The sequence below is a fragment of the Mycoplana sp. ABR4_002 genome (assembly GCF_056159645.1).
The window spans coordinates 1,913,425-1,936,516 of sequence record NZ_JBSWVO010000001.1 but is presented as its reverse complement, the minus strand read 5'-3'; the positions used below and the strand labels follow the sequence as shown (position 1 = coordinate 1,936,516).

Sequence of the window (23,092 nt, the reverse complement as noted above, 5' to 3'; positions counted from 1 at the left end):
TAGGCTCGTCGCATGACCGACATTTTGAAGAAGATCGAGGCCTACAAGCGCGAGGAGATCGCGGCGGCGAAGGACCGGGTTTCCCTTGCCGAGCTGCGCGCGATCGCCCGTGACCAGGAGCCGCCGCGCGGCTTCCTTGCCAGCCTTCTGGCCAGGCGGGCCGAAGGTGCTTACGGGCTGATCGCGGAGATCAAGAAAGCGAGCCCGTCGAAGGGGCTGATCCGGCCGGATTTCGACCCGCCCGCCCTGGCGAGAGCCTATGAGACCGGCGGCGCCACCTGCCTGTCGGTGCTGACTGACCAGCCGAGCTTTCAGGGCGCACCGGAATTCCTGACGCAGGCACGGGCTGCCTGCGGCCTGCCGGCGCTGCGCAAGGACTTCATGTTCGACACCTACCAGATCCAGGAAGCGCGCGCCTGGGGCGCCGACTGCATCCTGCTGATCATGGCCTCGCTTTCGGACGATCTGGCCGAACGACTTCAGGACAGCGCCTTTTCGCTTGGCATGGATGTGCTGGTCGAGGTCCATGACGAGCAGGAGATGGAACGCGCGCTGAAGCTGAAGTCGAAGCTGGTCGGTATCAACAACCGCAACCTCAGGACCTTCGAGGTCGACCTCGCCGTGTCCGAGCGGCTCGCGCGGATGGTCCCCGATAACCGCCTGCTCGTCGGCGAAAGCGGCATTTTCGCCCATGCCGACTGCGAGCGCCTGAAGCATGCCGGAATTTCAACCTTCCTCGTCGGCGAAAGCCTGATGCGCCAGCACGACGTCGCCGCCGCAACGCGCGTGCTGCTGACCGGCTCGGCGGCAACCCTGGCGGCCGAGTGATGAAGGCTGGCGGCGGGGTCCTGACGCACATCGGCGCCACCGGCGAGGCCAACATGGTCGACGTCGGCGACAAGGCAGAGACGGTCCGCGTGGCCGTGGCCGAAGGCACCGTGCGCATGCGCCCCGAGACGCTGGCGCTAATTCGCGAAGGCAATGCCAAGAAGGGCGACGTCATCGGCACCGCGCGCCTGGCCGGCATCATGGCCGCCAAGCAGACCGCGAGCCTGATCCCGCTGTGCCACCCGCTGATGCTGACCAAGGTCTCGGTCGAGATCACCGAGGACGCGGCCCTGCCCGGCCTGCGGGTTGAGGCGACGGCGAAATTGACCGGCCGTACCGGTGTCGAAATGGAGGCGCTGACCGCCGTCAGCGTCGCCTGTCTCACGGTCTACGACATGGCCAAGGCCGCCGACCGCGAGATGGAGATCGGAGGGATCCGGCTCGTTGAGAAGTCAGGTGGGAAATCGGGCGATTACAAGCGTGGGGAGCGCGGCTGACGATGTCGCTTCTACCGGTGGAGGACGCACTCGAGCGCTTGCTGGCGGCGGCGCGACCACCGGAACGAACCGAAAGCCTTCCGCTGCACGAGGCGTGCGACCGGGTGCTGGCCAGGGATGTGGTGGCGCGACTGACCCAGCCGCCCTTCGACAATTCGGCAATGGACGGCTACGCGCTTCGCCATGCCGATATCGCCGAAGCCGGCGCCGTCCTGCGGGTCATCGGACGGTCGGCGGCGGGGCACGCCTTCAATGGCAGCGTCGGGCCGGGCGAAACAGTCAGGATCCTGACCGGCGCGCCGATGCCGGTCGGAGCCGACACCGTGCTCTTGCAGGAGGATGCGCAAAAGCTGGAGGACGGCCGGATCCGTTCGACGTTCGTGCCGCCGCGCGGCCGCCATGTCCGGCCGCGCGGCCAGGACTTCCGTCAGGACGAGGTCGTACTCCGGAAGGATGAACTGCTCGACGCCGGCAGGCTGCTGGTAGCCGCCGCGATGAACCATCCCGTGGTCGAGGTCTATGCCCCGCCGAAGATCGCGCTGCTCGCCACCGGCGACGAACTTGTGCCGCCGGGCTCCGCGCTCGGACCAAGCCAGATCGTCGCCTCCAACAGCTACGGCGTCGCCGCGATCGCGCGTGAGGCCGGCGCCGAGGTCATCGACCTCGGCATCGCAGCGGACGATCCGAATGCGATCCTCGACGCGGTCGACTGGGCCAGGGCCTGCGGTGCCGACGTACTTGTGACGCTGGGGGGCGCCTCCGTGGGGGATCACGACCTCATTCAGCCGGTACTGCTGTCGGCCGGCATGGAACTGGACTTCTGGCGCGTGGCGATGCGCCCGGGGAAACCTCTGATGGTGGGGCGGCTGGGCGCTATGCAGATCCTTGGCCTGCCGGGAAACCCGGTATCGAGCATGGTGTGCTCGCTGCTCTTTCTCGAGCCGCTGGTCAAGCGTCTCGCCCGCATGCCCCAACCCGACCGCCGCACCCTTGCCGTGACGGGTGCGCGGCTGGCTGCCAACGACAGGCGACAGGACTACCTGCGCGCGACGGTGGAGCCGCGCGGCGACGGCGTACTGGTGGCGACCCCGTTCCCGGTCCAGGATTCATCGATGATGAAGGTCTTCGCCGCGGCGAACTGCCTGATCATCCGCCCGCCGCTGGCCGATCCGGCCGAGCCTGGCGATCCTTGCGAAGTGCTGCTGCTCCGGTCGCCGACGGCCAGCTAGGCTCGCCGGGGCGCCGCGAGTTGGACGACCGTCCGCGCGCCCCCGGCGTCAAGCAGGGGCCACCTCGCTGCAGCAAGTGCCTATGCTCACTCGGTTTTCCCGTAGAGCCGCTCGATCTCCTGCCTGGCCTTCTCCGAAAGCGGATCGCCCGGATGACGGGCGATGAACAACTCCAGCGCCTCGCGTGTCCCCCTTGCCTTGAGACGGGCATATTCTGCCGCTATCGCCTCACGCGCGTCTGGGCCTTCCTGCATGTTTCCTCCCACCGGGGATGCGTCGTTTACCAGGGTCGCCGGCGCAGCACCGACGAGAACCGCCACAAGAATGGAGCAAAATGTGGCCGGCGACATCATGGCTTCTCCATCGTACCTCCAAGTGTCATCGCAAACTGGCGGTGCCTCACGCACGCGCCGTTAAGCATTGGACAGTATGTACGATAGGGGAATGCTCGTCAGGGCCAATGAGTTCGGCCTGCCTTCGAACAAGGAAATGTGAATGAGCGGCACAGCTACCAACACCAAGACGGTCTCCGCGAGCGGATCATCCTTCATCGACGCGATCATCGGCGACAGGGCCTGGAGCGGCCAGGTCACCTATGCCTTCCCGACGTCGAGTTCCGTCTATGGCTATGCCGGCGAACCCGGCCAGGGCTTCGGGACCGTTTCCGAGAAGGTCAAGCAGGCTGCCCTGTTCGCCATGGAGCAGTCCTACGGCTCCACCGCCAATGACGGCTTTTCGATCGAGGGCTTCACCAATCTCAACCTGTCCCAGGCGAGCGACCCGAGCACGGCCACCGTTCGCCTCGCCGAGTCCACCTACAACAACCCGACGGCAAAGGCCTATTTCCCAGGCGGGGCCAGGCAGGCGGGCGACGTGTGGTTCGGCACCAAATACGCCGGCACGTCCAACGACATGCGCAACCCGGTCGCCGGCAACTACGCCTGGCACACGCTTCTGCACGAACTCGGTCATGCGCTGGGTCTCGAGCATCCGGGTGAAGGTCTGGCGACGATGCCGACCGCCTACAACTCGCTCGAATACACCGTCATGACCTATCGGTCCTATGTCGGCGACACCAGCGGCTACTATCGCTACGAGAACTACGGCGCACCGCAGACCTACATGATGGCCGACATCGCCGCCCTCCAGCAGATATACGGCGCCGACTTCACGACCAATTCCGGCAACACCACCTACAAATGGAATCCGACGAGCGGAGAGACACTGGTCAATGGTGCCGTCGCCATTGCCCCCGGCGCGAACCGGATTTTCGCTACGGTCTGGGACGGTGGGGGCATCGATACCTACGACCTGTCGTCCTACCGCAGCAGCGTCGCCGTCGATCTTCGCCCCGGATCCCACTCGCTGTTCAGCGAGACGCAGCTGTCCTACCTGGGCGGCGGACCGAACGATGGCTTTGCACGCGGCAACATCTTCAACGCCCAGCTCTACAAGGACGACACGCGCTCGCTCATCGAGAACGCCAAGGGCGGCTCCGCCAGCGACACGATCACCGGCAACCAGGCGAAGAACAAGCTGTACGGCAATGGCGGCAACGACAAGCTCTACGGCCGCGAGGGCAACGACACGCTGTATGGCGGTTCCGGCGCGGACACGCTCGACGGCGCGAGCGGCAATGACTTTCTCTTCGGCGGCTCCGGGGCCGACAGGCTGGTGGGCGGTTCGGGCAGCGACACGGCATCCTACTCCGGCGCGAGCAAAGGCGTCACCGCCAGCCTGGCAAACGCGAAAATCAACACCAACGATGCCAAGGGCGACACGTATTCGTCGATCGAGAACCTGACAGGTACGAGCTATGACGATCGGCTGATCGGCAACAACGGCGCCAATCGCATTGTCGGCGGTGCCGGCAACGACATCCTCACCGGCGGTGCCGGCAACGACGACTTCGTCTTCCGAAAAGGCTTCGGCAAGGACACGATCACCGATTTCACCGACGGCGCCGACCAGATCGACCTGCGAACCTATGGCTTCAGCAGCGTCGAATCCGTATTGAGCAAGGCGAGCCAGATCGGTGCCGACACCGAGATCCGGTTCTCTTCGACGGACACCCTGCTTCTGAAGAGATTCGACGCCGACAATCTCGACAAGGGCGACTTCATCCTCGTCTGAGCCGCCTCAGCCGCTCATGGCCGGACGCAATCCGGCCACGAGAGCTGTGGGATGGCGCTGCCGGCAACTGCGGACCTGCGCGCCGAGAATCAAACAGGCGCCACCCTGCGGCAGCGCCCGTTCGAACAGAAAACGCTGAACTCAGTCGACGAAGGCGCGCTCGATGACGAACTCGCCCGGCTTGTTGTTCGCCCCTTCGGTCAGCCCCGCACCCTCGAGAAGGGCCTTCGTTTCCTTCAGCATGGCCGACGAGCCGCAGATCATCGCGCGATCGACCGCGGGATCGAAGGGAGCGACGCCGAGGTCGGCGAACATCTTGCCGTTGCCGATGAGGTCGGTGATCCGGCCCTGATAGGGGAAAGGCTCGCGGGTCACGGTCGCATAGTGGCGCAGCTTGCCGCCGACGACCTCGGACAGCAACTCGTCCTTGGCGATCTCCTCAACGAGATCGAATCCGTATTTCAGCTCGGAGACCTCGCGGCAGGTATGGGTCAGGATGACCTCATCGAACTTTTCGTAGGTCTCCGGATCGCGGATTAGGCTGGCGAAGGGCGCAATGCCCGTGCCGGTGGAGAACATGTAGAGGCGCTTGCCGGCGGTCAGCGCGTCCAGCACGAGCGTGCCGGTGGGCTTCTTGCGCATCAGCACCTGGTCGCCCTGCTTGATCTGCTGGAGGTGCGATGTCAGCGGGCCGTCCGGGACCTTGATCGAGAAGAACTCCAGCTCCTCGTCCCAGGCCGGGCTCGCGATCGAATAGGCGCGGTAGACGGGCTTTCCGTCCACCATCAGACCGATCATCGCAAACTCGCCGGAGCGGAAGCGAAAGCCGTCGGGACGCGTCATGCGGAAGCGGAACAGGCGATCGGTGTAATGCTGCACGTTCGTGACCGTCTCGGCATAGACGCCGGCGGGAACGGAGGCTGCGAGATCTTCAGTCTTGGCTGGCGCGTTCATGCGTGGTCTTTTCCTGCGATGTGCGAAACTTGGTGCGTATAGGCAGATATTATATCGCGCCCCGCTTAGGAAGGCATTGCGTTCCAATCGCAGCGGCCAAGCGCAAATTGCATTTCATGCCCGTCTCGTGACCGTGGCTGCGTTATAGATTGCACTGCAACAAAAAGAAAGACCCGCTCCCGGCAGCAGCCGAAAGCGGGCCGTTCTCGCGACATTTTGCGTCAGCCGACGCGCCGCCAGCTGTAGGACCGGGCGTCGGCGGCGGCCTTGGCCGCCGGCTGGTAGTGGTTGTCGATGCCGGGCAGCCGGTTTTCGGCCAACCGCTTCAGGGCCGTGGCGTTGGTCACGGCGAAGCTGTCGATGCCGCAACGGAGCATCAGTGGGATCTGGTCGATCAGTACGTCGCCCACCGCCCTCACCTCGCCCGCAAACCCGAGCCGCGCCCGCAGCAACGAGGCATGGCTGAAGGCCCGCCCGTCATTGAAGGCCGGGAACGCCAGAGCGACGAGGGCCAGCCGGTCGAGATGCGGCCCGAGCTTGCTGACATCGTCGGCTGGGTTGATCAGCACGCCGAAGCCGCTTTCGTCGCCGTCCTCTGCGCGGGCGAGGAAGTCCTCGAGCCCGATGATCGCCTTCTCGTTGGAGCCGGCCGTGGCCTCGTCGGTCTCGATGACCCACGGGTCGTCGTTCACAAAGCCGCTTTCCTTCCAGATCTTCGTCATTTCCAGCGCCCCCTTAAGCCGCTTCCGCCGCATTGCCGTAGAGCGCGTCCTTGAACGGCTGCGGCCCGACGCGGCGATAGGCCGCCAGGAATGTCTCGGACGGATCGTTCCGCAGGCCCAGATAGGTATCGACGATCACCTCGACCGCGTCGGTGACCTTCGCCGGTTCGAAGCCGCGGCCGATGATCTCGCCGATCGAGGTGGTCTCGTCGCCGGAGCCGCCAAGCGTGATCTGATAGAGTTCCTCGCCCTTCTTCTCGACGCCGAGCAGGCCGATGTGGCCGACATGGTGATGGCCGCAGGCATTGATGCAGCCCGAAATCTTGATCTTCAGTTCGCCGATCTCGGCCTGCCGCTCGGGCGCGCCAAAGCGGCTGGAGATTTCCTGCGCGACCGGGATCGAGCGGGCGTTGGCCAACGCGCAGTAGTCCAGTCCCGGACAGGCGATGATATCGGTGATCAGCCCGGCATTGGCCGTGGCCAGCCCGGCGGCGACCAGCGCACGATAGACCGGCTCGAGGTCGGCGAGCGCCACATGCGGCAGGATCAGGTTCTGCTCGTGGCTGACGCGGATCTCGTCGAAGGCATACTCCTCGGCGATGTCGGCAACCGCCTCCATCTGCGCGTCGGTCGCGTCGCCCGGGATGCCGCCGATCGGCTTGAGGGAGATCGTCACCATGCCGTAGTCGGGATGCTTGTGCGGATGGACGTTCTGCTGGACCCAGCGCGCGAAGTCGGAATCCGCCTTCTTCCAGCCGGCGAGGCTGGCCCAGCCTTCGGCCCGCGGCGCCAGCGGCGGCGGGGCGAAGTAGGCCGTAATGGCCTTGATGTCGGCCTCGGGCAGCTTCAGTTCGGTGTTCTTCAGCGCGGCAAACTCGGCCTCGATCTGGCGCGACAGTTCCTCGACGCCCGTCTCGTGCACCAGGATCTTGATGCGCGCCTTGTACTTGTTGTCGCGCCGGCCATGGAGGTTGTACACGCGCATGATCGCGGTGATGTAGGAGAGCAGATCCGCTTCCGGCAGGAAGTCGTTGATCTTCTTGGCAACCATCGGCGTGCGGCCCTGCCCGCCCCCGACATAGACGGCAAAGCCGATCCGGCCCTGCTCGTCCTTCTTCAGGTGCAGGCCGATGTCGTGCACCTGGATCGCGGCCCGGTCGCGCTCGGCGCCGGTCACGGCAATCTTGAACTTGCGCGGCAGATAGGAGAACTCGGGATGAACCGAGGACCACTGGCGCAGGATCTCGGCATAGGGCCTCGGATCGGCGACCTCGTCCGCGGCAGCGCCGGCGAAGTGGTCGGCGGTGACGTTGCGGATGCAATTGCCGGAGGTCTGGATCGCGTGCATCTCGACGCTGGCAAGGTCGGCGAGCGCGTCCGGCATGTCGGCGAGCGCCGGCCAGTTGTACTGGATGTTCTGGCGGGTGGTGAAATGGCCGTAGCCGCGGTCGTATTTGCGGGCGATATGCGCCAGCATCCGCATCTGGCGGCTGTTTAACGTCCCGTAGGGGATCGCGACGCGCAACATGTAGGCGTGCAGTTGCAGGTAGACGCCGTTCATCAGCCGCAGCGGCTTGAAGGCGTCTTCAGCCAGTTCTCCCGACAGGCGTCGGGAAACCTGGTCGCGGAACTGCGCGACGCGGTCGGCGACAAAGGCGTGGTCGAATTCGTCGTAACGGTACATGTCTTGTCCTTCAGGCCGCGGCGGAACGGGTCTCTTTCAGCCCGGCATAACCGGCTGCGTATGGAATGGACGGGCCTTCGGCGCGGATGCGCTCACGCATGCGCAGTGGTCGCAGCACGCCGCCGACCTCCTCGACGTCGACGACGTTGACGTCGACCACCTTGTTATCGGCAAAGTCGCGCTTGCCGGTGGCCTCGAGGGCTTCAACGGCCTCCTTGTGGCGGGCGACGAAGGCCGCCTGCAGCGACTCGTTCCAGTTGCCGGCGGCGTCGAGCCAGACGGAAACCCCGTCCGACAGCCGGTTTGCTGTCAGGACCTTATCTGCCATGTCATGCTCCCAGATATGCGTTGTCCGCCGGCGCGCGGGCGCGCACGAGGGGTACGGAATGTTCGAAATTGGCGCCGGCGACCGCGTCGCCGATGACGACCATCACCGGGCCGGTCAGTTCGTCGCGATACTGCAGGTCCGGCAGGTCCTTGAGCGTGCCGTGCAGCAGGCGCTTGTCGGCCCGGCTGGCGTTCTCCACCACCGCCACCGTCGTCTCGGCCGGCAGCCCGGCCTGCATCAGGCGCGTTGCCACCGAGGCGGCGACGGTGCGGCCCATATAGACGGCGATCGTCGCGCCGGACACGGCAAGCCGCGCCCAGTCGGGCAGGACCGCGCCGGTCAGGTCGTGGCCGGTGGTGAAGACCAGCGAGGAAGCAACGCCGCGCAGCGTCAACGGCAACTCGAAATCGGCAGCCGCCGCGAAAGCCGAGGTGATGCCGGGCACGATTTCGTAGGTGATGCCGGCGCCGCGCAGCGCCGACATCTCCTCCGCGGCACGGCCGTAGACCAGCGGGTCGCCGGACTTCAGGCGCACGACGCGCCTGCCGGACCGTCCGAGTTCGACCAGCAGATCGTTGATCTCGTCCTGCGACTTCGAATGGCACCCCTTGCGCTTGCCGACGGCAATCCGCTCGGCGTCGCGCCGGCCCATGTCGACGATCGCCTGCGGCACAAGCGCGTCGAAGACGATCGCATCGGCCTCCATCATCACCCGTTGGGCGCGCAGCGTCAGCAGATCCTCGGCGCCCGGACCGGCGCCGACCAGCCAGACATGGCCCTCGGCTCCTTGTGCGGTCGCCAGCAACTGCGTCGCCCGGCGCCGGGCCTCGTCCTCGTCGCCGGCATTGATCCCGTCGGCCACCGCCCCCTGGAAGAACCGGCGCCAGAAGACGCGGCGCGTGGCGCCGCGCGGAACGAGGCTTTCCACCACGTCGCGATAGGATGCGGCCAGCTTGGCGAGCCGACCGAGCGAGGGCGACAGCAACTGGTCGATCTGGCCGCGGATAATCTGGGCCAGCACCGGCCCCGCCCCCTCCGTGCCGATCGCCACGGCCACCGGCGCGCGGTTGACCAGCGCCGGCGTGAAGAAATCGCAATACTCGGGCTGGTCGACTGCATTGGCCGGGATGCGCAGCCTGCGGGCCGTCTCGACGATCGACCGGTCGGCTGCCGCGTTTCCGGTGGCGGCAAAGACCAGGGTCGCGCCGGACAGGATTTCGACCATGGGGCCGGCGGGCACGACCGCGATCGACTCACGCCGCAGGTAGGCGGCGAAGTCCGCTTCCAGTTGGGCGGCGGCGACGGTGATGGCGGCGTCGGTGTTGCGCAGCAGCCGGACCTTGGCATAAGCCTCATCGCCGCCGCCGACGACGACGACGCTCCTGCCGCTGACGCGAAAGAAGGCGGGAAACACCGAAAGTCTGTCCTGGGCTCGCTGCATCACATGATCCGGTTCAAGTGTGGCGAACTATCGCCAATCGCAGAGCCGAAATGAAGAAACAGAAATCCGTGCCATTTTCGGCGGGCGTATTGTTTTGCTCCCCCGGCCAGCTTTTGGAGCAAATATCTCCGTTACCCTGTCCGGCCTTGCCTAGCCACCGGCGCGACCGCTAAAGCTTTCTCCGTACCCACCACTTCGAGAAGGACTCCCCATGGATCAAGCTGCGCTGGCAAAACGCTTGCTCGACGTCATCGAAGGTGACGTCCTTCCGCTGACCACCAAAGGCGTCGCCGCCGGCAACAAGATCTTTGGCGCCGCGATCCTGCGGAAGTCCGACCTGTCGCTCGTCGTCGCCGAGACGAACAATGAAACGGAAAACCCGCTCTGGCACGGCGAGGTGCACACGCTGAAGCGCTTCTATGAGCGGGCGGACAAGCCGGACACGAAGGACCTCGTCTTCCTGTCCACACACGAGCCCTGCTCCATGTGCCTGTCGGCCATCACCTGGGCGGGGTTCGACAATTTCTACTATTTCTTCACCCACGAGGACTCCCGCGACGCCTTCGCCATTCCGCACGACCTGAAGATCCTCAAGGAAGTGTTCCGCCTGGAGCCGGGCGGCTATGCGAAGAAAAACGCATTCTGGCGCTCGGCCGCGATCGGCGACCTGATCGCCACCGCGCCGGAACCGGAAAAGTCCTCGCTGCAGGCGCAGGACGCCCGCATCCGCGCCGTTTACGACCGCCTCTCGGACAGCTACCAATCCGGCAAGAGCGCGAACACCATCCCGCTCAACTGAGCGGCAGTCGGAGAAGAAGCATGAAGCCGTCCCGCGACATCCAAGGCCTTATCGTCATCATGGAGGCGCTGCGCCAGCCCGAGACCGGTTGCCCCTGGGACATCGTGCAGACGTTCGAGACCATCAAGCCCTATACGATCGAGGAGGCCTATGAGGTCGCCGATGCCATCGAGCGCGGCGACATGCACGACCTGTGCGACGAACTCGGCGACCTGCTTCTGCAGGTGGTCTTCCATGCGCGCATGGCGGAGGAAGCCGGCGAGTTTGCCTTCGCCGACGTGGTCGAGGCAGTTACCCGCAAGATGATCCGCCGCCATCCCCACGTGTTCGACCGTTCCGACGCCGACACGCCCGAGGCTGTCAAGGTCCAGTGGGACGCGATCAAGCAGACGGAAAAGCGTGAGCGGCTGGAGCGACGCGCGCACCGGGGCCTGCCCCCTGAAGCGGAAAAAGGATTCCTCGGATCGGTGCAGCGTTCCTTCCCTGCCCTCGTGGAAGCCCTCAAGCTCCAGGAACGGGCCGCCAAGGTCGGCTTCGACTGGTCCGAGCCTGAACCGATCCTCGACAAGATCGAGGAGGAAGTGACGGAATTGCGGGAAGCGCTCCGCAACGGCGACCGAAAGAAGGTGGCCGACGAACTGGGCGACCTCATCTTCGCCGTCGTCAACATCGGCCGCCACACCGAGACCGATCCGGAAATGGCGTTGCGCGGCACGAACGCGAAGTTCCGGCGTCGCTTTGCCCACATCGAGATGGAGCTTGCCGCCCGCGGCGAAACCCTGGAAGCCGCCACGCTGGAGCGGATGGAGGCGCTGTGGCAGGCAGCGAAGGCGATCGAACGCCAGGTCGAGCCGGGACCGCGCTGATACCGCGTCCTAGACTTCCCAGTCTTCCAGCGGCCGCTTCTCGCCGCGTCCGAGCCGGCGGTCGAGTTCAGCGGCTTCGGTCTCGGTGAGCCGCAGCGCGATGCGCACCGCGCCGTCCTCCAGATCCTCGCGCCCGTCGACGATCGAGTGGTCGTAGATCCACGGCAGGAGCTGCAGCTTGTCGAGGGGAATGACGACGTCCCGGTCAACAAGCGCGCCCGAGAGCCGCCGATTGACCTCGTCGAGCAACCGGTCGACCCCGTCCCCGGTCAGGGCCGAGACCGCGATCGTGTTCGGCGTCGAGACCGCCTTCTGGACGAGCGCTTCGCGCTCGGCCGGTGGCAAGTCGTCGATCTTGTTCCAGACCTCCAGGATGCGCGCGGCGCCGTCCTTCTCGTCGATGCCGAGATCGGCGAGGATGCGCAGCACGTCAGCCGCCTGGGCGCCGTTGTCCGGGTCCGACATGTCGCGCACGTGCAGGATCAGGTCGGCCTCCAGCACCTCCTCCAGCGTCGCACGGAACGCGGCGACGAGATGGGTCGGGAGATCGGAGATGAAGCCGACGGTATCGGAGAGGATGACAGTGCGCCCCTGCGGCAGCTTCATCCGCCGCAAGGTCGGATCGAGCGTGGCAAACAGCATGTCCTCGGCCAGCACGCCCGCCCCGGTGATGCGGTTGAACAGCGTCGACTTGCCGGCATTGGTGTAGCCGACCAGCGCGACGATCGGATGCGGCACCTTCTTGCGCTTGGAGCGATGCAGCTGACGCGTGCGGCGCACCTGCTCCAGTTCCCGCTCGAGCCGGACGATCCGCTCCTGCAGCAGCCGCCTGTCCGCCTCGATCTGGGTTTCGCCGGGACCACCCATGAAACCGGCGCCGCCGCGCTGCCGCTCCAGGTGGGTCCAGCTCCGGACCAGCCGGCCCTTCTGGTAGTTGAGGTGGGCGAGCTCGACCTGCAGCGTACCCTCCTTGGTCGAGGCGCGCCGGCCGAAGATCTCGAGAATCAGGCCGGTCCGGTCGATGACCTTGGCGTTCCATTCCTTCTCGAGGTTGCGCTGCTGGACCGGCGTCAGCGGATGATCGACGATCACGAGCCCGGCGTCGCTCTCATCGAGCGCAACCTTGATTTCCTCGATCTTGCCGGCCCCAAGCAGCGTGCCCGGCTTGGGCTGCGTCACCGGCACGATCGCCGAATGGACCACATCGAGATCGATCGCCCGGGCCAGCCCGCTCGCCTCGGCAAGCCGCGCCTCGTCCGAGCGCGCCGCCGGACCGCTGGTGTCGGCCCGTCCCTTCTTCACGACCGGCGCGATCACCACGGCACGCGAATCATCGCGGCGCCGTTCGGGCTCCGGGACCATCGAGTCCTGCGTGGTGTCGCGCTTGTTAATGAGCCTTGACCTTGTCAGGAGGCGCCTTCTTCGCTCTCGAACATCTGCAACGGCTGGCCGGGCATGATCGTCGAGATCGCGTGCTTATACACGAGCTGGGAATGTCCATCCCGCCGCAGGAGCACGCAGAAATTGTCAAACGAGGTCACGACGCCGGTCAGCTTGACGCCGTTAATCAAGAAGATCGTGAGGGAAATTTTTTGCTTGCGAACAGTATTAAGGAAAAGGTCCTGCAAATTCTGAGAACGTTCCGCCATTGCGCCGCTTCTTTCTTGATTGCCGATCCTGTTGATCGGTTGACTAAACGATAATACCCCGGAAGAGTTCGAGCTTAGATGCCTCTCCGTCGTTTTTGGTATCAAATCGCAGTCTTCTCCGCAACGTCGAAAAAAGCCTCGCGCAGTTTCTGCGCCACGCTGCCGGGATGGCCGTTGGCGATGGGCTTTCCGTCGATCTCGACCACCGGAAAACAGATGCTCGTCGCAGCCGAAACGAACACCTCGCGGGCGCAAAGCATTTCCTCGACGGTGAAGGCCCGCTCGCTGAGTTCGAGACCGAGCTTCATGGCCACATCCATCAAAGTCGCCCGGGTGATGCCGCGCAGAATGCCGCTGTCTGCCGGGCGAGTCGCAAGCCTGCCGTCGCCGTCGACGATCCAGACATTGGTGGCCCCGCCCTCCTTCACGCAGCCGCCGGCATCGACGAAGATCGCCTCCTGCGCGCCCCTGTCCTTCGCCAGCTGGCGCGCAAGCACGTTCGGAAGCAGGCCGACCGTCTTCACGTCCACGCGCTCCCAGCGATTCTCCGGTACCGTGATGGCCTTGATGCCCTTGGCATTCTTTGCGGCGATGACGCCAGGATCGGTCGGCTTCGCCGTCACCACGATCGACGGCGGCGTTCCGTCCGCCGGAAAGACATGGTCCCGGCGGGCGACACCGCGGGTCACCTGCAGATAGAACAGGCCGTTCCGGACCTTGTTGCGCCGCAGCAGTTCGCGGATTACCGCAATCAGCGCGGCACGCGCCATCGGCCAATCGATCCGGATCTCGCGCAACGACCGGTCGAGGCGGTCCAGGTGCCGGGTCAAATCGACAATCATGCCGTGCCGTACCTCGCAAACCTCGTAGACGCCATCGGCAAACTGGTAGCCGCGATCCTCCACATGCACGGCGGCTGCGGCATGACGGAGATATCGGCCGTTGACATATGCGTAACGCGGCATCTGGAACCGTCCTGTGCCTAGAAGTACTGGATGCTGACGCGGAAGAGCTGCTGCACATGACGAACAGCGTCCCCGGTGGCGAACAACACCACGCGGTCCTTGGCCTTGATCTTCATCTCGCCGTCGGGGCGCAGCACGGTGCCATCGCGATAAATCGCTCCGATTCGGATGCCGTCCGGCAGCTCGAGTTCGCGGAAGGGAATGCCGACAAGCGGCGAGGTCTCGAGCGCGTCGGCCTCGATCACCTCCGCCGAGCCGCGCTGGACAGCGTAAACCGAGCGGATGCGGCCCTTTCGGACGTGCTGGAGAATCCCCGAAATCGTCACCGCGCGCGGGTTGATGTGGGCGTCGATGCCGAGGCTCTTGGCGAAATCCTGGAACGACGGTTCGTTCAGGAGCACCAGGTTCTGCTTGCAGCCCAGCTTCTTCGCCATCACGCTGCCGAGGATGTTGACCTGGTCGTTGTTCGTCAGCGCCACGACCAGGTCGGCATCTTCGATGTCGGCCTGAAGCAGCAGCTTCTGGTCCAGCGCCGAGCCGTGCAGGACAACGGCGTTGCGCAGCTTGTCCGCGATGTGGACCGCCCGCTCGCGATCGTTCTCGATGATCTTGATACGGGTCCGAGGCTGGAAATCCTCGATGGTCTTCGCGACGAAGAAGCCGATGTTGCCGCCGCCGGCGATGACGATCCGCGCGGCCTCCTGCTCCTCATGGCCGAACAGGGCGAGCGTACGCCGGACGTGGGTGCGCTCGCAAACCACATAGGCCAGATCGCCGGTCTGCAGTTCGTCGCCCGAGCGTGGAACGAACAGCTTGCCGGCGCGGTAGATGCCGGTGACCGTCGCGATCAGGTCCGGGAACAACTCGGTCAACTGCTGCAGCGGCGTGTTGACGACGGGGCAGTCCTCCATGCATTCGATCGCCAGCATGACGATGCGATCGTCGGCAAAGCGGACGATGTCGGTCGCACCCGGGAAGGAAATCCGCCGCAGCACCATCTTGCCGACCTCGATTTCCGGCGAGATCGCCACGTCGATCGGCACGTCGTCGCGGGAAAACAGGTTCGAGTACTCAGGCGCCAGGTAGCTCTGTGCCCGGATGCGGGCGATCTTCGTTGGAACCTTGAACAGCGAATGGGCCACCTGGCAGGCGATCATGTTGATCTCGTCGTGCAGCGTGACCGCGATGATCATTTCGGCCTGGTCGGCGCCGGCCTTCGCCAGCACGTCCGGATGGGCGCCATGGCCGACGACGCCGCTGACGTCGAGGGTCTCGGTGATCGCGGAAATGAGAGAGGCTGACGTATCGATCACCGATACGTCGTTGCCTTCCTGGGACAGACGCTCGGCGATGCCGTAACCGACCCGCCCGGCGCCGCAGATAATGACTTTCATGTGATGTCCTTCACCGCGTTTTCGTCAGACTAGACGCCGAGCGACTTCAGCTTGCGATGGAGAGCGGAGCGCTCCATGCCAACGAATTCGGCGGTGCGCGAAATGTTGCCGCCGAAGCGGTTGATCTGGGCCATCAGGTAGTCGCGCTCGAACATCTCGCGCGCCTCCCGCAGCGGCAGCGTCATGATGTGGTGGTCGCCCTGGTTGGACACCTTCGGCAGCATGTCGCCGACGTCGGTCGGCAGCATGTCGGCGGTGATCGGGCTGTCCGGGCCGTCGCTCCGGGCGAGGATCATCAATCGCTCAATGTTGTTGCGCAGTTGCCGGATGTTGCCGGGCCAGTCGTGCGCCTGCAGCACCGCGAGCGCGTCGTCGCCGATCTTCCGGGCTCGGATCCCGGCATGCTCGCTGATCTGGCGCATGAACATGTCGACCAGGAAGGGAATGTCCTCGCGGCGCTCCGCCAGCGCAGGTACCCGGACGGGCACGACGGCGAGGCGATGGTAGAGATCCTCGCGGAACGCCCCTTCGGCGATCAGGCTTTCGAGATTGTAGGCGGTGGAGGAGATGATGCGGACGTCGACCTTCACCCGTTTGGAGCCGCCGACGCGCTCGAACTGCTGGTCGACGAGCACGCGCAGGATCTTGTTTTGCGTCTCGCGCGGCATCTCGCCGATCTCGTCGAGGTAGAGGATACCGCCATGGGCCTCCTCCAGCGCGCCGGTCTTGCGCTGATGTCCGGCGCCGCCCTCCGTGCCGAAAAGCGCGATCTCCATCCGTTCGGGCGTGATCGCGGCGGCGTTGAGCACGACGAACGGGCCATTGGCGCGAAGCGACTTGCGGTGAATCATGCGCGCCACCAGTTCCTTGCCCGAGCCGGAGGGACCGAGGATCATGACGCGGCTGTTGGTCGGCGCGACCTTGTCGATCGTCTGCCGCAACTGGGAAACGGCAACCGACGTGCCGATCAGTTCGACGGCGTCGCCCGAGCGGCGCTTCAGTTCGGTCACCTCGCGCTTCAGCTTGGAGTTCTCCAGCGCGCGCTCGGCAATCAGGATCAGCCGATCGGCCTTGAACGGCTTCTCGATGAAGTCATAGGCCCCCCGCCGGATCGCCGAGACCGCCGTCTCGATATTGCCGTGGCCGGAAATCATCACCACCGGAAGCTCCGGATGCCGGCTCTTGATCTCGTCGAGCAGAGCCAGCCCGTCCAGCTTGCTTCCCTGCATCCAGATGTCCAGGAAAACGAGACGCGGCAGACGATCGCTGATCGCCTGCAGCGCGCTGTCGCTGTCAAAGGCTGTCCGCGTCTCGTGTCCCTCGTCGGAGAGGATGCCCGATACGATCTCACGGATATCCTCTTCGTCGTCTACAACCAGAATATCAGAGGCCATGGGTCAGTTCCTTGTCATCTTCATCCGCATCTGCGGCCACGTTGTCGTCGGCGGGCAGGATCACGCGGATCATCGCCCCATGGCCGCTGTCGAAGTCCGCCGGCGCGTCGTGCAACTCGAGCTGCCCGCCGTGGTCTTCGATGATCTTCTTCACAATTGCGAGACCGAGGCCGGTGCCCTTCTCGCGCATCGTCATGTAGGGTTCGAGAATCCGGTGCCGGTTCTCGGACGGCAAACCCTTGCCGTTGTCGATCACGTCCACGACGAAGTGACCGCTGGTCTCCTCGCGCCGCGCCCGCACCAGCACCTTTCGCTCCTCGCGCTGCACTTCCGCCGGCAACGCTTCGATCGCCTCCACGGCGTTCTTGATGATGTTGCCGAAGGCCTGGCCGAGCATGCGCGCGTCGAAATGGCCGGTCAGCGCCACGTCCTCGAAATCCTTCAGGAAGGTGACGTGGGTGTTGCCCATCTCGCGCAGGAACACGGCGTCCTTCAGCACCGCCCGCAGATCGGACTTGTCCTTGGTCGGCTTCGGCATTCGGGCAAAGGCGGAAAATTCGTCGACCATCCGTCCGATGTCTTCGACCTGGCGCACGATCGTATCGGTGCACTGGTCAAAAACGGCGCGGTCTTCCTGGTCGATCTGCTTGCCGTAACGCCGCCGGATACGCTCAGCCGACAGCTGGATCGGCGTCAGCGGGTTCTTGATCTCGTGGGCGATCCTGCGGGCGACGTCGGCCCAGGCCGTCGAGCGCTGTGCGATGACGAGGTCGGTGATGTCGTCGATGGTGATGACGTAGGACTCGCTGGTGCTCTTCGCCTCCTCGCGCGTCACCTGGACGTTGAGGGTGCGCTCGGTGCCGCCACGCATGATGTTCACCTGGCGGCGATACTCGTTGCGATAGCGGTGGGAAGCCTCCTGCAGCACCACGTCGATTTCCGGCGCCAGGTCGCGGAGGCGCGCACCGAGGAGGGCACCGGCGCTGCGGCCGAACAGATGCTCGGCGGACGAGTTGGCGATCGTCAGCCGCCCACCTTCCTCGACACCGATCACCGCGGCGGTGACGCCGGACAGCACGGCCTCGATAAAGCGGCGGCGATGATCCATCTCGTCCTTGGCGTCCAGGATCTGCCCCTGCTGCGCGCGGATCTCGGCGATCATCTTGTTGAAGGTGCGCGACAGGTTGCCGACGTCGCCGTCAGCGCCCTTCACCGGCACGTGTACATCGAGATTGCCGGAGGCGACGGCATCGGCGGCGCCGATCAACAGGCGGATCGGTCGCACGATCCGGTCGGCGACCGCGATCGCGGTCCAGATCGCGGCCAGAAGCACGATGAGGGCGAAGCCGAGATAGAGCACGCCGAAGGCAAGCTGCAGCGATGCCCGACCGGCCTCCAACGCCCGGTACTCCGCCGTGTTGTCCTCCATCATCCGCATCGAGCGGATCACCTCGGGATCGACCGTTCGGATCGTGTAGAGATAGGTGTCCGGAATGTTGTCGATCTTGATGACGGCGCCGACGAGGTTGGTGGTTCCCGGCGGTATCAGCGTCGGCTGCCCGGCCGCTGCGGCCTCGAGCGCCTCGTCCGGTACGGTCGGCAACGGCTTGTCGGTCGGAATGTTGGCTTTCAGGATCAGCGAACCGTCGCCGCGCACCAGGAACGCGCCGAGCATGCCGCGTCCCCGCGCCTGCCGCGTCATCAACTCGGTGAAGCCGGTGCGATCGAGGCTGTAGAGCTGGCGGTTGCGCTCCAGGTCGTTCGACATCGATACGGTCTGGCCCTGCAGGTAGCTGGCATTCTCCAGCACATAGGCCTGCGCCACGTTCAGCGACGAGCTGACGATCGACTGCGTCCGGATCGAGAACCACCGGTCGAGCCCGACGTCGAGCGTGATCGAGGCGAAGATCGCCACCAGGATGGCCGGCGTGATCGCGACGATGGAGAACAGCGCGACGATGCGCACATGCAGCCGGGCTGCGGCGCGCCCGCGGGAGCGGGCCTTCAGCAGCCGGGCGATCTCGCGGCCGATCAGGAGGATCAGGCCGAGGACGAAGATCGCGTTTACCGCCACCGAAGCAATGATGACGTTCGTCTCCGGCTTGATCGGCGTCAGGCCGAGCAGGATGAAGAGCGAGATCGTCGCAGCAATCAGCGCCCCGCCGGCGAGCAGCAGCCCCGGGAACGCGAACGACGCCCTGCGGTCACGACCGTTGCCGCTGCTTTCTTCTGCGCCCCTCGGCAGGGCTGCGTTCTCGCTCATCAAATGCACTCACTTCGACCGGCCGGGGCCGACCGGCGCCCTCGCCCGCCCCATGCCGATGCAGCTGGAAACGAAGCGGGCCTCCCCGCCCCCCTGGATGCGGTGGAAACGACTCACCGGCATCACCACGCATATGTTACCACCAAGCAACACATTGTGGCGAAAATGCAACGCAGATTGCCGTGAAGTCAAGCCAGGCGGGAGCTGCGGTAGACGGTTACGCCCAGTTCCCGGATTTTCTTGCGCAGCGTGTTTCGGTTCAGGCCGAGAAGGTCCGCGGCCTTGATCTGGTTGCCGCGCGTCGCGGTGAGAGCGGCCAGAATCAGCGGATACTCCATCTCGGCCAGAACCCGCTCGTACAGCCCGGGCGGCGGCAGGCCGTCGCCAAAGCTTGCAAAATACTGCCGCATGTTCTCCTCGACCGCCTGCGAGATCGAAAGCGCGCCGTTGCGGGGTGCGGTCTTCTCGATCGGGCTGTCGGGAATGTCGGCACGCAGTTCGGTCTCGATGATCTCCCGGGTAATCACGTCCTGCGGGTAGAGCGCGGTGAGGCGTCGGACCACGTTCTCCAACTCGCGCACATTGCCCGGCCAGGGATGTGCCTTCATCAGCTCGAGCGCCTCCTGGTCGAACCGCTTGGCATCGAGGCCCTCCTTCTCCGCCTGCTGGACGAAATGGCGGACAAGGTCGGGAATGTCTTCGGCACGGTCGCGCAGCGGCGGCAGCCGCAGCGGCACGACGTTCAGGCGGTAGTACAGGTCTTCGCGGAACAGGCCCTGGTTGATCGACTGCTTCAGGTCCTTGTTCGTGGCTGCGACGATGCGTACGTCGGTGCGGATCGGCGTGCGGCCGCCGACGGTGGTGTACTCACCCTGCTGGAGCACGCGCAGCAGCCGCGTCTGCGCATCCATCGGCATGTCGCCGATCTCATCGAGGAAAAGGGTTCCGCCCTCCGCCTGCTCGAAGCGTCCGGTGGATCGGTTCTGCGCGCCGGTGAAGGCGCCCTTCTCGTGGCCGAACAGTTCGGACTCGATCAGGTCGCGCGGGATCGCGGCCATGTTGATCGCGACGAAGGGTCCGCTGCGACGCTTGCCGTAGTCGTGCAGCGCCCGCGCCACCAGCTCCTTGCCGGTTCCGGATTCGCCGGTGATCATCAGCGTCAGGTCGGTCTGCATCAGGCGCGCCAGCACCCGGTAGATCTCCTGCATCGCCGCAGAACGCCCGACCAGCGGCATGCCGTCCTGCGCGTCGTCATCCGGCTTGGCCGGCCTCTTCTTCGGTTCCGACAGTGCCCGGCCGACAATGGCGATCAGCTCGGTGAGATCGAAGGGCTTCGGCAGGTAGTCATAGGCGCCCCGCTCCGATGCCTTGATCGCCGTCATGAAGGTATTCTGGGCACTCATGACGAGGACGGGAAGGTCCGGGCGCGCCTTCTTGATGCGCGGCAGCAGGTCGAAGGCGTTCTCGTCCGGCATGACCACGTCGGTCACCACTATGTCGCCTTCGCCGGCGGCGATCCAGCGCCACAGCGTGGCGGCGTTGGAGGTGATCCGGACGTCGTAGCCCGCGCGGCTCAGCGCCTGGTTCAGGACGGTTCTGATCGCCGCATCGTCGTCGGCAACAAGGACTGTTGCGCCTGTCATCTGCTATTTCCTCTGCTCTCGGGAGGTGTCGTCGTCCTCGCTCAGGCCCTTGGAGGCCGGCATCAGGACGCGGAAGGTGGTGCGGTGCCCCTGGCTGTCGCATTCGATGATGCCGCCGTGGCCGCCGATGATCTTGGCGACCAGCGCCAGGCCCAGGCCGGATCCGTTGGTCTTGGTGGTGATGAAGGGGTCGAACAGATGCGGCAGCAGATCGGGGGGCACGCCGGGCCCGTTATCGTGCACGCAGAATTCGAGCGGCAACGACACCTTCTCGCGCGTGCCGGCCACCGACAGGCGAATGCCCGGGCGGTAGGCCGTCGTCAGCATGATCTCGCCGTCCGGCCTGTCGCCGACCGCCTCGGCCGCGTTCTTGATCAGGTTCAGAAACACCTGCACCAACTGGTCGCGGTTGGCGAACACCGGCGGCAGCGACGGGTCGTAATGTTCAGTGATCTTGATCTTGCGGGCAAAGCCGGCGCCGGCCACGGCCTTCACATGGTCGAGCACGGAATGGATGTTGAGCGGCACCCGATCGACGGGGCGCTCGTCGGAGAACACCTCCATGCGATCGACCAGCGAGACGATGCGGTCGGTCTCGTCGCAGATCAGCCGCGTCAGCGCCCGATCCTCGTCGACCACGGAACTCTCCAGCAACTGCGCCGCGCCGCGAATGCCCGACAGCGGGTTCTTGATCTCGTGGGCCAGCATCGACGCCAGACCGGTCACCGAACGGGCTGCGGCCCGATGGGTGAGCTGGCGATCGATCTTGTCGGCCATCGTCCGTTCCTGCAGCACGACGACGACGGAGCCGGGCGCGCTCGTCACCGGCGCCACGTAGAGATCCACCAGCTTTTCCGCCCCGAGCCTCGGCGAACTCAGATCCACGCGGTATTCGTTGACCGGAGCCCGTCGTTCGCGCACCTGCTCGATCAACGTAAGAAGAGGGCTTCCGAACGGTATGAAATTATTGATGTTATGGCGCGCCAGGTGGTTGGCGCTTGCGCCGAAGAATGACTCGGCTTCCCAGTTGGCGAACGCGATGTGCCCGGCCTCGTTGACGAGGATGACGGGGTGCTGGATCGCGTTCAGTACGGCCATCGCCAGGCCGCTGCCGTCGATTTTTTCGCCGCTTCCCGCGCTGGTCATGCTGCCTTCTCTTTCCGCAAGGCGGATGGATCGCCGTCGCTGAGTGCGGCCTCCAGCCGTTCGGCGACGAATGCGCTATCGGTCGACGTCATCAGGGCTGCCTTTTCCGCCGGCGCCAGCGCGGGCGCAAACCGTGCCAGATACCAGCCGACGTGCTTGCGCGCGTGGCGCAGGCCGGGTACCGCCCCGTAGAAGTCCAGCATCATCCGGTAGTGCTCGACCGCGAGCCGCGCCAGCGCCGCCCCGCACGGTTCGGCGCAGGCTCCGGCCAGCACCGCCGGATGCCAGGGGCGCCCCTGCGCCGCCCGTCCGACCATCACCGCATCGGCGCCGGAACGCTGCAGGATCTCGACCGCATCCGCGGCGGTGTCGACGTCGCCATTGGCGATCAGTGGCACGCCGATGCGCTCGCGTACGGCCCGGATCGCATCCCAATCGGCCTTGCCCTCGTAGAACTGCATGCGCGTACGGCCATGCACCGTGATCAGCTGCACACCGGCCGCTTCGGCGCGCACCGCAATGTCGGGCGCGTTCAGGCTGTCATGGTCCCAGCCGAGCCGCATCTTGACCGTCACCGGCACCTTGACCGCCGCCACCGTCGCCTCGATCAGCCGCAACGCATGGTCCGGCTCGCGCATCAGCGCCGAGCCGGAATAGCCGCCGATCACCTTCTTCGCCGGGCAACCCATGTTGATGTCAATGATATCGGCGCCGTTCGCCTCGGCCACACGGGCCGCCTCCGCCATCCAGTGGGCATCGCGGCCGGCGAGTTGGACCATGTGCGGGCGAATGCCGCGATTTCGGATCCGCGCCCAGGATTCGGGCGCGTTGCCGGCCAGCTCGCGGCTCGCGACCATTTCCGTGACCACCAGGCCCGCGCCGAAGCGCCAGGCCAGCTCGCGGAACGGCAGGTCGGTAACGCCGGACATGGGAGCCAGCACCACCCGGTTGCGTAGAACCTGGCTGCCGATGGCCAACGATGCCGAGAGGTCCCTCACAAGCAATTGCTTATCTTTCATGCAGTCAACTTTCGTGCACTATTTTTAGACAGATCGGGGCGGCTTGCCAAGCCGTTTCGGTTGCCTGCAGCAAAATTCCGCAACGCGCTGGAATTGGATCGGCGATGGGTCTAAACCGGCCGGAATGCGCTTGGCTTG

Annotated in this window: 21 protein-coding genes; 6 read left to right on the top strand and 15 right to left on the bottom strand. The window is 65.3% G+C overall.

Annotation, left to right across the window (positions count from 1 at the left end; genetic code table 11):
• Window positions 1–12: 12 nt before the first annotated feature.
• Genes trpC through ACXAGF_RS09445 form a run of 3 tightly spaced genes read left to right on the top strand, consistent with a single transcriptional unit; the run spans window position 13 to window position 2,554 of the window.
• Window positions 13–828, top strand: a complete 816-nt coding sequence (gene trpC, locus ACXAGF_RS09455; protein WP_475016412.1) for an indole-3-glycerol phosphate synthase TrpC — start codon at window positions 13–15, stop codon at window positions 826–828.
• Window positions 828–1,325, top strand: a complete 498-nt coding sequence (gene moaC / locus ACXAGF_RS09450) for a cyclic pyranopterin monophosphate synthase MoaC (RefSeq protein ID WP_475016410.1) — start codon at window positions 828–830, stop codon at window positions 1,323–1,325. The genes trpC and moaC overlap by 1 nt, the downstream gene beginning before the upstream one ends.
• Window positions 1,326–1,327: 2 nt before the next feature.
• Window positions 1,328–2,554 (top strand): molybdopterin molybdotransferase MoeA, encoded by a 1,227-nt coding sequence (locus ACXAGF_RS09445; RefSeq protein ID WP_475016406.1) that lies wholly within the window; start codon window positions 1,328–1,330, stop codon window positions 2,552–2,554.
• Window positions 2,555–2,640: 86 nt separating this feature from the next.
• Here ACXAGF_RS09445 and ACXAGF_RS09440 read toward each other — a convergent pair whose 3' ends face one another.
• Window positions 2,641–2,808 (bottom strand): hypothetical protein, encoded by a 168-nt coding sequence (locus tag ACXAGF_RS09440; RefSeq protein WP_475016404.1) that lies wholly within the window; start codon window positions 2,806–2,808, stop codon window positions 2,641–2,643.
• Between the two features lie 241 nt (window positions 2,809–3,049).
• On the opposite strand from ACXAGF_RS09440, the gene ACXAGF_RS09435 reads away from it, so the two are divergent.
• Window positions 3,050–4,687, top strand: a complete 1,638-nt coding sequence (locus tag ACXAGF_RS09435) for a M10 family metallopeptidase (RefSeq protein WP_475016402.1) — start codon at window positions 3,050–3,052, stop codon at window positions 4,685–4,687.
• A gap of 141 nt (window positions 4,688–4,828) precedes the next feature.
• On the opposite strand, the gene ACXAGF_RS09430 is transcribed toward ACXAGF_RS09435, so the two are convergent.
• The 5 genes from ACXAGF_RS09430 to cysG all read right to left on the bottom strand — a co-directional run bounded on the left by ACXAGF_RS09430 (window position 4,829) and on the right by cysG (window position 9,816).
• Window positions 4,829–5,641 (bottom strand): ferredoxin--NADP reductase, encoded by an 813-nt coding sequence (locus ACXAGF_RS09430; RefSeq protein ID WP_475016400.1) that lies wholly within the window; start codon window positions 5,639–5,641, stop codon window positions 4,829–4,831.
• 221 nt (window positions 5,642–5,862) lie between these two features.
• Window positions 5,863–6,363, bottom strand: coding sequence for a DUF934 domain-containing protein (locus ACXAGF_RS09425; RefSeq protein ID WP_475016398.1), 501 nt, complete (start codon window positions 6,361–6,363; stop codon window positions 5,863–5,865).
• Window positions 6,364–6,376: 13 nt separating this feature from the next.
• Entirely contained in the window at window positions 6,377–8,047 is a 1,671-nt protein-coding gene (locus tag ACXAGF_RS09420; protein ID WP_475016396.1) for a nitrite/sulfite reductase, read from the bottom strand.
• A 10-nt stretch (window positions 8,048–8,057) separates the two neighbouring features.
• On the bottom strand, window positions 8,058–8,375 hold the full coding sequence (locus ACXAGF_RS09415) for a DUF2849 domain-containing protein (protein WP_475016394.1): 318 nt from the start codon (window positions 8,373–8,375) through the stop codon (window positions 8,058–8,060).
• A gap of 1 nt (window position 8,376) precedes the next feature.
• Window positions 8,377–9,816, bottom strand: coding sequence for a siroheme synthase CysG (gene cysG, locus ACXAGF_RS09410; protein ID WP_475016392.1), 1,440 nt, complete (start codon window positions 9,814–9,816; stop codon window positions 8,377–8,379).
• Between the two features lie 211 nt (window positions 9,817–10,027).
• Here cysG and ACXAGF_RS09405 point away from each other — a divergent pair, with 211 nt between their 5' ends.
• Complete coding sequence (locus ACXAGF_RS09405) at window positions 10,028–10,615, top strand: deaminase (RefSeq protein WP_475016390.1); 588 nt, start codon at window positions 10,028–10,030, stop codon at window positions 10,613–10,615.
• A 20-nt stretch (window positions 10,616–10,635) separates the two neighbouring features.
• Window positions 10,636–11,481: a nucleoside triphosphate pyrophosphohydrolase gene (mazG, locus tag ACXAGF_RS09400; protein ID WP_475016387.1), complete on the top strand. Its 846-nt coding sequence runs from the start codon at window positions 10,636–10,638 to the stop codon at window positions 11,479–11,481.
• A 9-nt stretch (window positions 11,482–11,490) separates the two neighbouring features.
• On the opposite strand, the gene hflX is transcribed toward mazG, so the two are convergent.
• The 9 genes from hflX to dusB all read right to left on the bottom strand — a co-directional run bounded on the left by hflX (window position 11,491) and on the right by dusB (window position 22,954).
• Entirely contained in the window at window positions 11,491–12,843 is a 1,353-nt protein-coding gene (hflX, locus tag ACXAGF_RS09395) for a GTPase HflX (protein ID WP_475016385.1), read from the bottom strand.
• Between the two features lie 44 nt (window positions 12,844–12,887).
• Window positions 12,888–13,130, bottom strand: a complete 243-nt coding sequence (hfq, locus tag ACXAGF_RS09390) for an RNA chaperone Hfq (RefSeq protein WP_475016383.1) — start codon at window positions 13,128–13,130, stop codon at window positions 12,888–12,890.
• 101 nt (window positions 13,131–13,231) lie between these two features.
• Window positions 13,232–14,095, bottom strand: a complete 864-nt coding sequence (locus ACXAGF_RS09385) for a D-amino-acid transaminase (RefSeq protein ID WP_475016381.1) — start codon at window positions 14,093–14,095, stop codon at window positions 13,232–13,234.
• 17 nt (window positions 14,096–14,112) lie between these two features.
• Window positions 14,113–15,489, bottom strand: a complete 1,377-nt coding sequence (gene trkA / locus ACXAGF_RS09380) for a Trk system potassium transporter TrkA (protein ID WP_475016378.1) — start codon at window positions 15,487–15,489, stop codon at window positions 14,113–14,115.
• 29 nt (window positions 15,490–15,518) lie between these two features.
• Window positions 15,519–16,883, bottom strand: coding sequence for a nitrogen assimilation response regulator NtrX (gene ntrX / locus ACXAGF_RS09375; protein WP_475016376.1), 1,365 nt, complete (start codon window positions 16,881–16,883; stop codon window positions 15,519–15,521).
• A complete protein-coding gene (locus tag ACXAGF_RS09370; RefSeq protein ID WP_475016374.1) occupies window positions 16,873–19,146 on the bottom strand; it encodes a sensor histidine kinase NtrY-like in 2,274 nt (757 codons plus the stop codon). Before ACXAGF_RS09370 ends, ntrX begins: the two co-directional genes overlap by 11 nt.
• A 188-nt stretch (window positions 19,147–19,334) precedes the next feature.
• Window positions 19,335–20,789, bottom strand: coding sequence for a nitrogen regulation protein NR(I) (gene ntrC / locus ACXAGF_RS09365; RefSeq protein ID WP_475016372.1), 1,455 nt, complete (start codon window positions 20,787–20,789; stop codon window positions 19,335–19,337).
• 3 nt (window positions 20,790–20,792) lie between these two features.
• Window positions 20,793–21,935: a two-component system sensor histidine kinase NtrB gene (locus ACXAGF_RS09360; RefSeq protein WP_475016370.1), complete on the bottom strand. Its 1,143-nt coding sequence runs from the start codon at window positions 21,933–21,935 to the stop codon at window positions 20,793–20,795.
• Window positions 21,932–22,954 carry a tRNA dihydrouridine synthase DusB gene (dusB, locus tag ACXAGF_RS09355; RefSeq protein WP_475016368.1) on the bottom strand — a complete coding sequence of 341 codons (1,023 nt, stop codon included), beginning with the start codon at window positions 22,952–22,954 and terminating at the stop codon, window positions 21,932–21,934. The genes ACXAGF_RS09360 and dusB overlap by 4 nt, the downstream gene beginning before the upstream one ends.
• Window positions 22,955–23,092 lie beyond the last annotated feature (138 nt).

Bases quoted from the DNA above. Each gene is read 5' to 3' on its own strand.
- trpC (WP_475016412.1), top strand. From the start codon at position 13: ATGACCGACATTTTGAAGAAGATCGAGGCCTACAAGCGCGAGGAGATC.
- moaC (WP_475016410.1), top strand. From the start codon at position 828: ATGAAGGCTGGCGGCGGGGTCCTGACGCACATCGGCGCCACCGGCGAG.
- ACXAGF_RS09445 (WP_475016406.1), top strand. From the start codon at position 1,328: ATGTCGCTTCTACCGGTGGAGGACGCACTCGAGCGCTTGCTGGCGGCG.
- ACXAGF_RS09440 (WP_475016404.1), bottom strand. From the start codon at position 2,808: ATGCAGGAAGGCCCAGACGCGCGTGAGGCGATAGCGGCAGAATATGCC.
- ACXAGF_RS09435 (WP_475016402.1), top strand. From the start codon at position 3,050: ATGAGCGGCACAGCTACCAACACCAAGACGGTCTCCGCGAGCGGATCA.
- ACXAGF_RS09430 (WP_475016400.1), bottom strand. From the start codon at position 5,641: ATGAACGCGCCAGCCAAGACTGAAGATCTCGCAGCCTCCGTTCCCGCC.
- ACXAGF_RS09425 (WP_475016398.1), bottom strand. From the start codon at position 6,363: ATGACGAAGATCTGGAAGGAAAGCGGCTTTGTGAACGACGACCCGTGG.
- ACXAGF_RS09420 (WP_475016396.1), bottom strand. From the start codon at position 8,047: ATGTACCGTTACGACGAATTCGACCACGCCTTTGTCGCCGACCGCGTC.
- ACXAGF_RS09415 (WP_475016394.1), bottom strand. From the start codon at position 8,375: ATGGCAGATAAGGTCCTGACAGCAAACCGGCTGTCGGACGGGGTTTCC.
- cysG (WP_475016392.1), bottom strand. From the start codon at position 9,816: ATGCAGCGAGCCCAGGACAGACTTTCGGTGTTTCCCGCCTTCTTTCGC.
- ACXAGF_RS09405 (WP_475016390.1), top strand. From the start codon at position 10,028: ATGGATCAAGCTGCGCTGGCAAAACGCTTGCTCGACGTCATCGAAGGT.
- mazG (WP_475016387.1), top strand. From the start codon at position 10,636: ATGAAGCCGTCCCGCGACATCCAAGGCCTTATCGTCATCATGGAGGCG.
- hflX (WP_475016385.1), bottom strand. From the start codon at position 12,843: ATGGTCCCGGAGCCCGAACGGCGCCGCGATGATTCGCGTGCCGTGGTG.
- hfq (WP_475016383.1), bottom strand. From the start codon at position 13,130: ATGGCGGAACGTTCTCAGAATTTGCAGGACCTTTTCCTTAATACTGTT.
- ACXAGF_RS09385 (WP_475016381.1), bottom strand. From the start codon at position 14,095: ATGCCGCGTTACGCATATGTCAACGGCCGATATCTCCGTCATGCCGCA.
- trkA (WP_475016378.1), bottom strand. From the start codon at position 15,489: ATGAAAGTCATTATCTGCGGCGCCGGGCGGGTCGGTTACGGCATCGCC.
- ntrX (WP_475016376.1), bottom strand. From the start codon at position 16,883: ATGGCCTCTGATATTCTGGTTGTAGACGACGAAGAGGATATCCGTGAG.
- ACXAGF_RS09370 (WP_475016374.1), bottom strand. From the start codon at position 19,146: ATGAGCGAGAACGCAGCCCTGCCGAGGGGCGCAGAAGAAAGCAGCGGC.
- ntrC (WP_475016372.1), bottom strand. From the start codon at position 20,789: ATGACAGGCGCAACAGTCCTTGTTGCCGACGACGATGCGGCGATCAGA.
- ACXAGF_RS09360 (WP_475016370.1), bottom strand. From the start codon at position 21,935: ATGACCAGCGCGGGAAGCGGCGAAAAAATCGACGGCAGCGGCCTGGCG.
- dusB (WP_475016368.1), bottom strand. From the start codon at position 22,954: ATGAAAGATAAGCAATTGCTTGTGAGGGACCTCTCGGCATCGTTGGCC.